Source organism: Streptomyces sp. NPDC017991 (assembly GCF_044328075.1).
Taxonomy (GTDB): Bacteria; Actinomycetota; Actinomycetes; order Streptomycetales; family Streptomycetaceae; genus Streptomyces.
In genome coordinates this window covers 472,949-485,542 of record NZ_JBIRGP010000002.1, presented here as the reverse complement: position 1 = coordinate 485,542, position 12,594 = coordinate 472,949, and the positions used below count along the sequence as shown (strand labels likewise).

The following is a 12,594-nucleotide window of genomic DNA, read 5'->3' as shown; positions in this document are numbered from 1 at the left end:
GATCACCGTGCGGAGCACCGCGGGAATCACTGTTAGGAAACTTTCCTATCGGTGGGAGGAAGGTAGGCCGGGGGTGGGGGAGGCGTCAACAGGTTGCCCCCGCGGCAACGGAGTCGTTACCTGCGGGGGCGTGTGTGTCGTCTTCGCGGACGCGGGCTTCACTCGAAGAACTTGAGGCTGTACCCGGTGTCGGCGGGGGAGCCGGGGACGTTGGCGCGGCTGTAGGTGGTGCTGCCCCACCAGACGGCCGTGCCGGTGTACCAGTAGCGGTTGGACCACGAGTAGGGCGTGCCCTTGGCGACGGCGTGGAACATCGTCGGGAAGCGGTTGCCGGACGGCGGCCCCGCGGTGGCGTCGCCGCGCGGCAGGACGAACGTGTGGTGGCCGGGGCCGTCGACGTACAGCGTGGGGTCCCAGCCCGACATCATGGTCGCGGCGTGCGAGCCGAAGAGGCAGCCGTTGCTCTTGTACCAGTCCCACACGTAGGTGGGATCGCCACCGGCCCGCAGCCGCAGGTCGGCGATGCAGTACTGGCTGCTCCAGCTGCCGTTCGCGGAGTACGCGATGTGCATCTGGCCGTTGGGGTCGACGATCGGCTGGGGCGCCTCGTTGATGTACGGGTTGCCCACGACCCGCTCCCAGGACTCGCGGGGCTGCGAGATGACGTACCGGTCGCCGGTGGACGTGGTGGGACCGCTCAGCCGGGCGACGTAGAGGTTCTGCTCGACGTTGGTGTCACCGGCCCAGCCGGACCACACGAACCAGCGTTGGCCGCCGAAGGTGAAGGGCGCCCCGTCGATGGCCCACTTGTCGCCGGGCAGGGCGACCTTGGTGGCGGCGGAGTAGCCGGTCGCCGGGCTGGCCGAGCTGATGTGGTACATCCGGTGGGCGGCGCCGGTGCCGGCGGCGAAGTAGATCCGGTAGGCGCCGTCGTGGTGCACGATCTCCGGCGCCCACACCTCACCGAGGCCGCCGGTGTCCCGCCACACCTGCTGCTTGGGTGCGGCGGCGATGCCCTCCAGGGTGGCCGCGGTCCGCACGGCGATCCCGCCGTCCACGGACTTGGCGGCGACGTAGAGGTCACCGACCTTGATGACGCTGGGGTCGGCGCCGGCGAGGGTGGTACGACCGAGGGTGGAGAACTGGCCGTCGGTGGCCGCGGTGACGGCCTCGGCGGGCCCGGCGGTGCTCGCGGCCTGCCCGAGGGCGAGGAGGAGGGCGGCGGCGAGCCCGAGCGGAATCAGGCGGGCGAGCTGGCTGCGGGTGGGAGACATCAGGTGGGTCCTCCTGATCGTGTCCACGTCAGAGAGCGCTCTCGGATCATCTCCGGGCGGGGGGTGGGCGTCAATATGGCGAACGAGTCCACGCGCTTCGCTGCGCGGGCGGTACGTTGCCCGCCATGAACGAACCACTGTCAGTTGCCTGGCCACCCGCCCCGTTCGGGACCGGGCGGCTCGTGTTCCGTGCGTCCGAGGCCCGGGACCGTGCGGCGTTCATCGAACTGCTCGCCTCGCCCGAGGTGCACACCTACCTCGGCGGCCCCCGGTCGCGCGACGAACTCGAACGCGAGCTGCCCGCGGTTCCCGAGCAGTGGCCCGGCAGCTTCGTCGTGGATCTGGACGGAGTGATGATCGGTCAGATCCTGCTGAGGACAGCGACCGGGAGCCACCGCCCGGCTGCCGAGGGCAAGGCCGATCTCGGCTACCTGTTCCTGCCGCGAGCATGGGGATGCGGGTACGCGGCGGAGGCGTGCGTGGCGGTACTCGACTGGTTCGACGGTGTCCGTCCCGGCGAGCCGGTGGTACTCGCCACGCAGACCGCCAACGCCGGCTCGATGCGCCTCGCGGCGAAACTGGGATTCACTGAGGTGGAACGGTTCCACGCGTGGGACGCCGAGCAGTGGCTCGGCCTACGGCCTTCGTCGAGCGAGCGGCTGCGGCAGGCGGCTCCTGGCGGCTGACGCGGCTCACCGTCGTCGTGCGTCGGCGAGTGCCTCTGCGGCGATGAATCCCGCCCACGCGGCTGGGGAGAGGTGGAGTATCGGGCCGTCGGGGGTCTTGGAGTCGCGGACGGCGACGGTGTGTGGAGTGTTGAGGGCGACTTCTACGCACTCGCCGCCCGAACTGCTGTAGCTGGACTTTATGAAGTTGGACTCGGGCACGGGTCAGATCTCCTGGCGGATGCGTTCGATGAGCTGGGCGGTGTCGTGCTGGGCGAGGCTGAGGCGGGCCGTACGGTCGAAGAAGTTGCTGTACGTGGCGCTCTCGGTCGGGTTCTCCACCCACACCGTAGAAGCGATGGCGTCCACATGGACCACGTCCACGGCTTCCGTCTCCACGAACGAGACGATGTTGAACGGGCCGGTGATGCAGGGGTGGCCGCCCGTACGGAACGGCAGTACCTGGAGTCGTACATTCGGAAGCTGAGCCACCTGCAACAGGTGCTCCAACTGGGCCCGCATCACGTCGGGTCCGCCGACCAGTTGTCGTAGTGCGGCTTCCCAGACGACCGCGTACACATTGAGCGGGTGTTCGCCGTGGAGGCGGGCCTGGCGCCGCATGCGGACCTCGACGATGCGCTCGATGTCGTCCGGGTCCTCCCACACGCCGTCGCTGACAGCGAGCGAGCGCGCGTAGTCCGCTGTCTGGAACAGGCCTGGGACGAGGGAGAGTTGCCAGGTGCGGACGCGGTCCGCCACATCCTCCATGGCGATGTACTCGGCCAGCGCGCCGGCGTTGGGTGAGTGCTGCCACCAGCCCCTGGCCTTGCGCCGCTCGCGGTCCAGCTTCGCCAGTTCCAGCAATCGAGCCGTTGCCTTGCCGTCGTGCTGTCCGTAGAACTCGCACAGCACACGGATGTCCGGGTCGCGCATGGGCACCCAGCCCCGTTCCATCTTCACGATCTTCGTGCCGGTCGCGTTGATGGACATAGCGGCCTGTTGCTGTGTCTTGCCCGCGGCGTCCCGCAGGGACAGCAGTTCGCTACCGAGCCTGCGGCCCAGGACAGTTGACGCCCGGTTGCCCGCGGCTTGAGTTGATCGCATCACGGTCACAGTGTGTCCCGAGTCCGTCACGCCGTGGACGCCCTTCACTCATTCGGGAAGAACTTCCCCAGATCTGTTGCTCCCAGAGCGCACGAGATACTACTTTCCGTGTTCAGTCGCTAACGCAGTGACATCGGATGTTGCATGAGAGGCGTATGCCCATGAATCAGCCCCTCCTCCGCGAGGACTCCCTCGACTACACCCCCTCGCCCACAGCGTCACGCTCGCCCGGCGGCGGGCCGCGCGGCTCGTCGGGGAGTGGGGGCATCCCGACCGCGCCGGGGATGGCGCCGTGGTCGTCTCGGAGTTGATGAGCAACGCCCTGCTGCACGGCAGCCTCCAGGACCGGCTGATCCGCGCGCGGATCTCACTCGGTGCCGTCGCGCTCCGCGTCGAGGTCGGCGACCCGCGAGGGGACCGACTGCCGTGGCCCCGCCCGGCGCAGGACGCCGACCAGTTCGGACGCGGACTGCTGCTCGTCGCGGCCCTGGCCGACCGGTGGGGCGTAGAGGTGCGCGGCGCCGACAAGACCGTGTACGCGGAGTGGGGACTCACCCTCACCCCGGCGGCTGACGATCGCCTCGTGAGCGTGAAGAAGTGACGGAAATGGCGCTAGGCGTGGGCGCGTGCCACAGGGGCGCTCGACGAGCAGAAGGGGCGGCCGATGACCACGCCGTACGCGGACCAGGACGGTCCGCTCATTTCCCGGCCTGAACAGTGGGGCGTCGTCGTCGAGATCGAGCGGTACCCCGCGACCGCGCGCAGTCTGCATGCCGCCGAGCAGGCGCTCAGCGGCCCCGACCCTGCGACTCGTGAGCGGGCGATCCGCGAGGCCGGGGAAATCGTGCGCGCGGCGCACCGTGAGGTCGCGGGTGACTGACTGGCAGTGGGAACTGTTCCAGGACGACCTGCTGGACGGTCTGCCGACGGCGGCATCACCGATGCGCGAGGCGAGTGGATCGCGCTGGTGCAGGTGAACTGGTTCGGCTGAGAGCCTGCCTGATCATGCCGGGCGACACTTGGCGAACCGTGCGGAGTTGCGCGTCGGGCACCGCGTTCGCCGACCGGCTCGGCTACTCCGGCGGCTCCAGGAAAGGGGCCGTCTCCAGTGTCGGGTACGGGGCCGGGAGCGGGAGTGCGCGGCCCAGTTCGACCTTGACCTCGGTGGCGTAGTACGCCTCGGTGGGATCGTCGCCGGGGGTGATCGGGTCGGAGTGGCAGTGGGCCGTCTTCTGATGACGGTTGATCAGGATGTAGAAGGGGACGTCGGCGGAGGCGTAGGTGCGCAGCTTGGGGCCGGTGTCCGTCTCGTGGTTGGTGGAGGTCACCTCGCCGACCAGGGCGATCATGTCGATGGGGTACCAGCCCTTGTGGGCCCTGCGATACGACTCGTCCAGCTCCGTCGCCTTGCGGCGGCGTACATAGAAGTCGGGGATGAGCAGGGCCATGGTGCGGCCGTCCTTGTGGGCTGCCCGGTAGCCGTTGCCCATGCCCACAAGGCGTAGTCCGGCGGCGCGGAGCTGGTAGGTCAGCTCCCCCACGGCGTGGTTGTGGGCGTCGGGCGGTCTCGACGGCACGATGGCCGCCCCTTCGGCGTACTCGGGTCGAATCGGAGTCTCGGATGCCTCCTCGAACGCGATCAGCAGATCGGCAGGGTCCTGCATCGATGCTCCTCCTTCTCCACGCTGCTCCCCGGCCGTGCTCGTTCCGGGTGGTGCCACGGCGGAACCATGAGGCACCCGGGCCCCTGTGACCTGCGAATGCCGCAGGCGTTCACTCGAACGAGCGTGCCGAACCGTTACGGCGGTCGCGCCGGGCCCCAGACGCGTGCGGGGCGGCTCCGGATCGCTTCCGGAACCGCCCCGCACGCGCACGAGCCCGTATGAGAAACCTCTCGCCCCTACTTGGCTCCACTCGACGGAACGACCGCCGGAGGCGTCAGTGGGGACGCCGCCTGCGACTGCGCCGAGCCCGTGTTCGAGTACGCCGACGGGGCCGCCATGCCCGCCGTCGGGTCGGCGGCGGCCTCGTCCGGCGGGGCCGGGAGGCCGCCCACGATGCTGATGTCCGCGCGGTCGAAGGCCTGCTTGATGCGCCAGCGCAGTTCGCGTTCGACGGAGAGGGCCTTGCCCGGCATCGTCTTCGCGCTGACGCGGACCACCATCGAGTCCAGGATGACGCTGTCGAGGCCCAGCACCTCTATCGGGCCCCACAGCCGCTCGTTCCAGGGCTCGTCCTTACTCATCGCCTCGCCGACCTCGGCCAGCACCGAACGGACGCGGTCGAGGTCCTCGTCCGAGCGGACCGTGACGTCGACGCCGGCCGTGGCCCAGCCCTGGGAGAGGTTGCCGATGCGCTTGACCTCGCCGTTGCGGACGTACCAGATCTCGCCGTTGTCGCCCCGGAGCTTGGTGACCCGCAGGCCCACCTCGATGACCTCGCCGGAGGCCACCCCCGCGTCGACCGTGTCCCCTACGCCGTACTGGTCCTCCAGAATCATGAAGACGCCGGAGAGGAAATCCGTCACGAGGTTGCGGGCGCCGAAACCGATCGCCACACCCGCCACACCGGCGGAGGCCAGCAGCGGCGCCAGGTTGATCTGGAACGTGCCCAGGATCATCAGCGCGGCCGTGCCCACTATCAGGAAGGACGCGACCGAGCGGAGGACCGAACCGATGGCCTGGGAGCGCTGACGACGGCGTTCGACATTGACCAGGAGGCCGCCGAGCGCCGTGCCGTCGACCGCCTGGGCCGTTCGGTTCATCCGGTCGATGAACTTCGTGATGGTCCGCCGGACGGCCACTCTCAGCACCACCGCGATGATCACGATGAGCAGCACGCGCAGTCCGATGCTGAGCCAGGTGGACCAGTTCTGCTCCACCCAGCTGGCGGCGTTGGTGGCGCTTTCCTGGGCGTCCTGGAGCGTCGGTGACGTCGGTTCCTCGGTGGGATCGGCGACCGACAGGACGGACAAGAACACGGCAGGTACCTCCAGGCGTAGCGGCCCGCCCGTGGCAGGGGACAAGGGGACATTTGGTGGGATGCCTACGGGCGGAAACACCACACTAACGGGGCACCGTGTGCGGATCGTTGCAATGTTCGAGGGAGAGACTGTGCTCACGTGGGGATGAAGGAGATGTGGTCGAAAACACTCCCAGCCCGTTACCGGGACATGGTGGCGCTTCCACCAGGCATGAGGGGAGACTGACTGCAGATCGTCCCGGCGCGAGCCACGCGCCGCCGGCGTACAAGGAGGCCGTCCGTGCCGCATGTCCTGGTCCTCAACGCGTCGTACGAGCCCCTCGGCGTCGTACCGCTCCGCCGCGCGCTCGTCCTGGTTCTTGAGAACAAGGCAGTTTCTCTGGAGGAATCCGGCGCCTTCATGCACAGTGCCACCGTCACTGTCCCCGCGCCCAGCGTGGTCCGGCTGAAACGGTTCGTGCGGGTCCCTTACCGGGGGCCCGTTCCACTGACCCGCCGGGCGCTGTTCGCCCGGGACGGCGGCCGGTGCATGTACTGCGGTGGCGTCGCAACCAGCGTCGACCACGTCATCCCGCGCAGTCGCGGGGGTCAGCACGTCTGGGACAACGTGGTGGCGTCGTGCCGCCGCTGCAACCACACCAAGGCCGACCGCCACCTGGTCGAGATCGGCTGGCGCCTGCGTCATAAACCGGCCCCGCCATCGGGGCTCGCTTGGCGCATCATCGGAACCGGGCACAGGGACCCGCGTTGGCTGCCCTACCTGCAGCCGTACGGCGCGGAGGACGCGATGGCTCGGATCGACGGCATCTCCGCCTGACGATCCGGGCCTTTGGTTTGCCCCGGAGGACCGGCCCCGGAACCGACCGTTCCGGGGCCCGTTCCCGCGCGGCGCGGCTCCGCCTACGTGAAGCGCAGCTCCGCCGGGCGGACCGTACGGCGCAGCAGCGGCAGGGTCGTGGCCGCGGCCAGCAGACAGGCCGCGTACACGGCCACGGGGACGAGCAGCGGAAGCAGCACCGGTACGACGGCGGCGTCCGTGGCCCTCCCGTACGCGAGGTGCACCGCCGTGCCGCCTGCGCCCGCGAGCAGCATCGCCGGGGCCAGCGGCAGCGCGGTCTCCAGGAGGAGCGCCCGCCCGAGCACCTTGCGCGGTACGCCCGCGGCGGCCTGGGCGGCCAGTCCCCGGCGCCGGGTGGCGAGCGACTCGGCGGTGCCCACGGCGAGTCCGCCCAGGCTGATCAGCAGTGCCAGCAGGACGGCCGCGCCCGCCAGATCGACGCCGGTGGTGTAGAAGGCCACGTCGTAGGCGTCGTGCGGCAGACCCTCCCGCGGGTGGTGCACGGCGTCGAGGAACACCTCGCGTACGCCCGTGAAGCCGACGCCCACGACGGCCACCAGGAGCACCGCGGCGTGGGTGCGCGCGGTGGCCCACGGGTCGCTCCGGAGCCGTTCGGCGGCGAGCAGGACCGCGGGGCTGCCGGTCCGGGCGGCGAGCCGCCCGCCGACGGCACGCGCGGTGAGCCCGGCGACCGCCACGGCCCCCGTACCGGTCAGCGCCACCGCGGCGAACACCAGCGGGGGCAGCGCGGTGGCCCCCGGCCCGGTGTCCCGCATCACGATCAGTAGCGCGGCGAGCCCCACCAGCACCGCCGGTACCACCAGGGCGAGCGTGGCGGTCCGGCCGTGGTCCGGCCGGACCCGGCGCACCCAGCCGAGCGGCGAGGCCACGACCCGGCGCAGCGCGAGCACGCTCACCAGCACGGCGAGGAGCGGCACGGCGAGCGTCACCAGGACGAAACCGGCCCAGGCCGACAGCGGAAGCCCCTGCCGCAGCAGACTCACCATGAGGAGCGCGCAGAACACCGCGGCGACCGCCGCCCCCAGGAGGCAGGCCAGGCCCGACTCCAGGGCCGCGACGCGCCGCACCTGCCGCGGTGTCGCCCCGGCGAGGCGCAGCCCGGCCAGCCTGCGGTCACGGTGCACGGCACCGATACGCGCGCACTGGCCGAGGAAGCCGAGCACCGGCACCCACAGGAGCAGCAGCGTCACGATCACTCCGGCGCGCTGCGAAGGCTGGTTCAGGAGCCCGTGGAAGTACGAGGCGGACACCTGCCCGTCCACCGAGGCGACCGCGACCGCCGCTACCCCGAGGCCGGTGGCGAGAGCGGCCCCCACCGCCGTCAGCGCCACCCGCCACCACTCCCGGCGGTCCGAACCCCGCGTCAGCAGCCAGGCCAGCCCGAGGTCCCCGGTCATCGGGTCACCTCCAGGGCCGCCGCGTCCTCGGAGACGGCCCCGTCGCGCAGCCACACCTCACGGTCCGCGTACGCCGCCACCTGCGCGTCGTGCGTGATCAGCAGCACCGCCGTGCCGGTCTCCCGGGCCGTGTGGACCAGTGCCGTCATCACCTGCTCGCTCGCCAGGGAGTCGAGCGCGCCGGTGGGTTCGTCGGCGAAGACGACCTTCGGTCCTGTCACCAACGCCCGTGCCAACGCCACCCGTTGGGCCTGGCCACCGCTCATCTCGCCGGGCCGCAGCGCCTCCTGGCCGCGTACGCCGAAGCGCTCCAGCCACTCGCCCGCCCGCTCGTGGGCGTCCTTGCGGGAGGCGCCGGCGAGCAGCAGCGGCAGCGCCGCGTTGTCGAGCGCGGTCAGTTCGGGGATCAGCTGCCCGAACTGGAACACCACCCCGAACTCCGTACGCCGCAGTTCGCTCAGCCGCTCCTCCGGCAACTGGTCCACGCGCTGCTCGGCGTAGACGACCGAGCCCTCGTCGGGCCGGACGATCCCGGCGAGGCAGTGGAGCAGCGTGGATTTACCACTGCCGCTCGCGCCCGTGACCGCGAGGATCTCTCCCTCGTACAGCTCGACGGAGGCGCCGCGCAGGGCCCGGGTCCCGCCGTGCGCCTTGGCGAGGCCCCGGGCCGCCAGGACCGGCACGGCCCTGTGCGTACTGCTCCCGTCGCCACCCATGTCGGCACTCACGTCGGCACTCTTGTCGGGACTCATGTCGGGTCGACCTCCGCGGTCAGAGTGGTGAGCCGGGCCGCGGTGGTGGTCATCCAGCGCAGATCGGCGTCGAGGTGGTTGAGTGCGTAGTCGGCCGAGAGGACCGTCGCGAGGTCGGCGCCCGGCGCGGTCTTGACGGCCGTCAGCTCCCTCATCCGGGTCATGTGCGCGGCGCGCTGGGCGATCAGATAGCGGGCCGGGTCGGCGCCGGACGCCAGGCCTGTGGCGGACGCCGGGCCGGCCGTGGCGAGGATCGCGCAGACGACCTTGGCGAAGATCTCGTTCGTCACGAAGGGTGCGGGCGGGGTGATCTCGGCCGCCCAGCCGGTCAGCTCCTTCGTGCCCTCGGCGGTGGACCGGTACAGCGTCCGCTCCGGACCGCCGTCCGAGTCGGTCCCGTCGACCTCGGCGAGACCGTCGCGGACCAGGCGCTGCAACGTCGTGTAGACCTGGCCGTAGGCCAGTGGGCGGGCCTGCGGGAAGCGTTCGTCGTGGCGTCGCTTGAGGTCGTAGCCATGGCTCGGCCCTCCCGCGAGCAGCCCCAGCAGGATGTGACGGGTGCTCATGCGCTCATTATGTACTCAATATATGTAGCGAGTGAATAGTAATTCCGGAGCGCGCTGGTGGTTGCTCAAGGTGTTCGCGTGGGCACTCTTGGTGATCTCGCCGATCCGGGACAGAATGTGAAGAGAAGCACGATGTCCTGGCTCTCACGTCTGCGGGCCCGCCTGCTGGGTAGGGGCTGCCCTGACCCGCCCGCACGACGACCAAGGAGGCCCTCGTGGCCGCATCGGCACAGCTCCTGCTCTCGGCCCTCTCCAAACGCCCGGCGGACGTGCCCGCCGACCCCGGATCCGAATCCCACCCGCTCTACTGCATCTTCAACGCCGGCGCCGAGGGCTCCTGCGCCGAGGCACCGCTCACCAGCGAACCGCCGCTGGCCGCTGCCGCGCCCCTCACCAGTGAACCTCCGCTCGCCGACGCCGCGCCCCTGACGAGTGAGCCGACTCCCCTGGGTGCCGCCGCCGGCCTGGACCCGTCGGGGGTCTGATGCCGCTCTCCCGGCTCGCCGCGCTGTACGGCGTCGCCACGTCCTACAGTCCGTCCCCGGACCGCACGGTCGCGGCCTCGGACGCGGCGGTCGTCGCCGCGCTCACCGCGCTGGGCGTGGCCGCGGGCACGCCGGCCGCAGTCCGCGGCTCCCTCGCGGCGCGCGAGACGGAACTCCGGGAACGGCTGCTGCCGCCGACGGTGGTGTGCTGGACCGGTACCGGGGCCAGGACCGGGGTCGACGCCGGGACCGCACCCGCGTCCCCGGCCGCGACGGACGCTGCGGCTGCGACGGACTCCCCGGCCGCCGGGACCGACGACGGGAACCCGGCCTCCAAGACCGAGACCGAGGCGGCCGAGGCCGAGGCCGAGGCCGTGACCGATGGCGGCGACTCGCGATCCGCCTCCGCGGACAGCGGCCCGACGCCGGTCTCCGCGCCCGCCTCCGCGTCCCCGTCCGCCGACCACGGCCCGGGAGCCGCCTTCGGCGGGGGCGGGGCCGCCGCCGAAGGCGAACCGGCGGACGCCGCTGCCGAAGGCGGCCCGGGAAGCGGCGCGCCGCCCGGCCCCCCGGCCGGCTCCTCGCTCGAAGCCGCCCTCGCCGCCCTGCCCCACGGGACCCGGTTGCGGGTTCGGACCGAGCAGGGGGAGGTCCGGGAATCCGTCGAGCGGCTGCCGCACGGGGTGCACGAGCTGACCGCCACCGCCCCCGACGGACGCACCGCGCGGGCCCATCTCGTCGTCGCCCCGTCGAGGCTGCCCGCGCCTCCGGGGCGTACGTACGGGCTGCTCGTGCAGGTCTACTCGTTGCTGTCCCGGCGCTCCTGGGGCATGGGCGACCTCGGGGACCTCGCCGAACTGACGGCCTGGGCGGGACGCGCGCTCGGGGCCGGATTCGTACAGGTCAACCCGATGCACGCGGCCGTGCCCGGCGCGCCCACCGACCCCTCCCCGTACCGGCCCTCCTCGCGCCGCTACCCCGACCCCGTGTACCTGCGCGTCGAGGACGTCCCGGAGTTCGCCTACGTCGACGAGGACGACCGCGACCGGGTCCGGACGCTCCTGGAGCGGGCCGCCCGGCTACGCGAATCCGTGCTCGACAAGGGCGAAGCCGCGCTGATCGACCGCGACGCCGTGTGGGAGCTGAAGCGCGAGGCCCTTGAGCTGGTGCGGGAGGTGCCGCTCGGGCCCGGCCGCCGGGCCGCCTACTGCGACTTCCTCGCCCAGGAGGGCGAGGCGCTGGAGGACCACGCCACCTGGTACGCCCTCGCGGAGGTGTACGGCTCCGACTGGACGCGGTGGCCGCAGGGCCTGCGCGACCCCCGCTCGGCCGAGACCGCCCGCGCCCGCGCCGAGTTGATGGACCGCGTGGACTTCCACAGCCGGCTCGCCTGGCTGACGGACGCCCAGCTCGCCGCCGCCCAGCGCAGCGCCCGCGACGCCGGCATGGACGTGGGGCTCGTGCACGACCTCGCCGTGGGGGTCCACCCGGGCGGTGCCGACGCCTGGGCGCAGCAGGAGGTCTTCGCGGCCGGCATGTCGGTCGGCGCGCCCCCGGACGCCTTCAGCGTCCAGGGCCAGGACTGGGGGCTGCCGCCCTGGCGCCCGGACCGGCTGGCCGAGTCCGGCTACGCCCCGTACCGCCGCCTCCTGCGCGCCCTCTTCCGGTACGCGGGCGCCCTGCGCATCGACCACGTCATGGGGCTCTTCCGCCTCTGGTGGGTCCCGCAGGGCCGCCCGGCCACCGAGGGCACCTACGTCCGCTACGACGCCGAGGCCATGCTCGCGATCCTCGCCCTGGAGGCCTCCCGCGCCGGCGCCCTGGTGATCGGCGAGGACCTCGGCACCGTGGAACCGGGTGTGCGCGAGACCCTCCAGGAGCACGGCGTGCTCGGCACCTCCGTCCTCTGGTTCGAACGGGACTGGGACGGTACGGGCCTGCCGCTGCCCCCCGAGAGCTGGCGCGCCGACTGCCTCGCCACCGCCACCACCCACGACCTGCCGCCCACCGCGTCGCGCCTCACCGGCGACCACGTCGAACTCCGCGACCGGCTGGGCCTGTTGACCCGCCCGGTGGGGGAGGAGCGGGCCGAGGCGGCGGCGGACGTGGGGGAGTGGCTGGCGCTGCTCGCCCGGCTCGGACTGCTGCAAGGGGGCGCGGGGGGTGTCTCGGAGCAGTCGGAGGAGGCGGAGATCCAGGCCGTGCACCGCTTCCTGCTGCGCACCCCCGCCCGGCTCGTCGGGGTCTGGCTCCCGGACGCCGTCGGCGACCGCCGCCCGCAGAACCTGCCGGGCACCTGGGACCAGTACCCGAACTGGCGCCTGCCCGTCGCGGACGCCGAGGGCCACCCCGTCACCCTGGAGGAACTCGCCGCCTCGCCCCGGCTGCACGCCCTCATCGAGGTGCTGCGCGAAGACCGGGCGGGCCGGGCCACCGGCGACCACGGACCCTCCGCGTGAGGCCCCGGAACCCGTACCGCACCCCGTACGGCACCCCCGGGCGCGCGGCCG

General features: G+C 72.0%; 13 protein-coding genes and 1 pseudogene. 6 read left to right on the top strand and 8 right to left on the bottom strand.

Going from position 1 to position 12,594, the window contains the following annotated elements; all coding sequences use genetic code 11:
- Positions 1-158 precede the first annotated feature (158 nt).
- The gene (locus ACH4DZ_RS06710; RefSeq protein WP_398285850.1) at positions 159-1,274 is read right to left on the bottom strand and encodes a glycoside hydrolase family 43 protein; all 1,116 of its coding nucleotides are present in this window, start codon (positions 1,272-1,274) and stop codon (positions 159-161) included.
- 125 nt (positions 1,275-1,399) lie between these two features.
- Between ACH4DZ_RS06710 and ACH4DZ_RS06705 the strand changes: the two genes are divergently transcribed.
- A complete protein-coding gene (locus ACH4DZ_RS06705; RefSeq protein ID WP_398285849.1) occupies positions 1,400-1,960 on the top strand; it encodes a GNAT family N-acetyltransferase in 561 nt (186 codons plus the stop codon).
- Between the two features lie 6 nt (positions 1,961-1,966).
- Here ACH4DZ_RS06705 and ACH4DZ_RS06700 read toward each other — a convergent pair whose 3' ends face one another.
- Together ACH4DZ_RS06700 and ACH4DZ_RS06695 are read right to left on the bottom strand one after the other, a co-directional pair.
- Positions 1,967-2,161 (bottom strand): DUF397 domain-containing protein, encoded by a 195-nt coding sequence (locus ACH4DZ_RS06700; protein WP_398285848.1) that lies wholly within the window; start codon positions 2,159-2,161, stop codon positions 1,967-1,969.
- A gap of 3 nt (positions 2,162-2,164) precedes the next feature.
- Positions 2,165-3,043: a helix-turn-helix domain-containing protein gene (locus ACH4DZ_RS06695; protein WP_398285847.1), complete on the bottom strand. Its 879-nt coding sequence runs from the start codon at positions 3,041-3,043 to the stop codon at positions 2,165-2,167.
- Between the two features lie 271 nt (positions 3,044-3,314).
- On the opposite strand from ACH4DZ_RS06695, the pseudogene ACH4DZ_RS06690 reads away from it, so the two are divergent.
- Positions 3,315-3,644: pseudogene (locus ACH4DZ_RS06690) on the top strand (ATP-binding protein); the annotation flags it as partial.
- A gap of 63 nt (positions 3,645-3,707) precedes the next feature.
- Positions 3,708-3,923 carry a hypothetical protein gene (locus ACH4DZ_RS06685; protein WP_398285846.1) on the top strand — a complete coding sequence of 72 codons (216 nt, stop codon included), beginning with the start codon at positions 3,708-3,710 and terminating at the stop codon, positions 3,921-3,923.
- Positions 3,924-4,116: 193 nt separating this feature from the next.
- On the opposite strand, the gene ACH4DZ_RS06680 is transcribed toward ACH4DZ_RS06685, so the two are convergent.
- Positions 4,117-4,707, bottom strand: a complete 591-nt coding sequence (locus ACH4DZ_RS06680) for a Uma2 family endonuclease (RefSeq protein WP_398285845.1) — start codon at positions 4,705-4,707, stop codon at positions 4,117-4,119.
- Between the two features lie 236 nt (positions 4,708-4,943).
- Positions 4,944-6,023: a mechanosensitive ion channel family protein gene (locus tag ACH4DZ_RS06675; RefSeq protein ID WP_398285844.1), complete on the bottom strand. Its 1,080-nt coding sequence runs from the start codon at positions 6,021-6,023 to the stop codon at positions 4,944-4,946.
- A 282-nt stretch (positions 6,024-6,305) separates the two neighbouring features.
- Here ACH4DZ_RS06675 and ACH4DZ_RS06670 point away from each other — a divergent pair, with 282 nt between their 5' ends.
- Positions 6,306-6,842 (top strand): HNH endonuclease, encoded by a 537-nt coding sequence (locus ACH4DZ_RS06670; RefSeq protein ID WP_107016193.1) that lies wholly within the window; start codon positions 6,306-6,308, stop codon positions 6,840-6,842.
- 83 nt (positions 6,843-6,925) lie between these two features.
- Here ACH4DZ_RS06670 and ACH4DZ_RS06665 read toward each other — a convergent pair whose 3' ends face one another.
- Genes ACH4DZ_RS06665 through ACH4DZ_RS06655 form a run of 3 tightly spaced genes read right to left on the bottom strand, consistent with a single transcriptional unit; the run spans position 6,926 to position 9,599 of the window.
- Complete coding sequence (locus ACH4DZ_RS06665; RefSeq protein WP_398285843.1) at positions 6,926-8,281, bottom strand: FtsX-like permease family protein; 1,356 nt, start codon at positions 8,279-8,281, stop codon at positions 6,926-6,928.
- The gene (locus ACH4DZ_RS06660; protein ID WP_398286217.1) at positions 8,278-8,997 is read right to left on the bottom strand and encodes an ABC transporter ATP-binding protein; all 720 of its coding nucleotides are present in this window, start codon (positions 8,995-8,997) and stop codon (positions 8,278-8,280) included. Before ACH4DZ_RS06660 ends, ACH4DZ_RS06665 begins: the two co-directional genes overlap by 4 nt.
- A gap of 32 nt (positions 8,998-9,029) precedes the next feature.
- Positions 9,030-9,599, bottom strand: a complete 570-nt coding sequence (locus ACH4DZ_RS06655; RefSeq protein ID WP_398285842.1) for a PadR family transcriptional regulator — start codon at positions 9,597-9,599, stop codon at positions 9,030-9,032.
- A 215-nt stretch (positions 9,600-9,814) separates the two neighbouring features.
- On the opposite strand from ACH4DZ_RS06655, the gene ACH4DZ_RS06650 reads away from it, so the two are divergent.
- A complete protein-coding gene (locus ACH4DZ_RS06650) occupies positions 9,815-10,084 on the top strand; it encodes a hypothetical protein (RefSeq protein WP_398285841.1) in 270 nt (89 codons plus the stop codon).
- Positions 10,084-12,543, top strand: a complete 2,460-nt coding sequence (malQ, locus tag ACH4DZ_RS06645; protein WP_398285840.1) for a 4-alpha-glucanotransferase — start codon at positions 10,084-10,086, stop codon at positions 12,541-12,543. The genes ACH4DZ_RS06650 and malQ overlap by 1 nt, the downstream gene beginning before the upstream one ends.
- Positions 12,544-12,594: the final 51 nt, after the last annotated feature.

Coding starts and splice junctions, on each gene's coding strand:
- ACH4DZ_RS06710 (WP_398285850.1), bottom strand. CDS start 1,274: ATGTCTCCCACCCGCAGCCAGCTCGCCCGCCTGATTCCGCTCGGGCTC.
- ACH4DZ_RS06705 (WP_398285849.1), top strand. CDS start 1,400: ATGAACGAACCACTGTCAGTTGCCTGGCCACCCGCCCCGTTCGGGACC.
- ACH4DZ_RS06695 (WP_398285847.1), bottom strand. CDS start 3,043: ATGCGATCAACTCAAGCCGCGGGCAACCGGGCGTCAACTGTCCTGGGC.
- ACH4DZ_RS06685 (WP_398285846.1), top strand. CDS start 3,708: ATGACCACGCCGTACGCGGACCAGGACGGTCCGCTCATTTCCCGGCCT.
- ACH4DZ_RS06680 (WP_398285845.1), bottom strand. CDS start 4,707: ATGCAGGACCCTGCCGATCTGCTGATCGCGTTCGAGGAGGCATCCGAG.
- ACH4DZ_RS06665 (WP_398285843.1), bottom strand. CDS start 8,281: ATGACCGGGGACCTCGGGCTGGCCTGGCTGCTGACGCGGGGTTCGGAC.
- ACH4DZ_RS06660 (WP_398286217.1), bottom strand. CDS start 8,997: ATGGGTGGCGACGGGAGCAGTACGCACAGGGCCGTGCCGGTCCTGGCG.
- ACH4DZ_RS06655 (WP_398285842.1), bottom strand. CDS start 9,599: ATGAGCACCCGTCACATCCTGCTGGGGCTGCTCGCGGGAGGGCCGAGC.
- malQ (WP_398285840.1), top strand. CDS start 10,084: ATGCCGCTCTCCCGGCTCGCCGCGCTGTACGGCGTCGCCACGTCCTAC.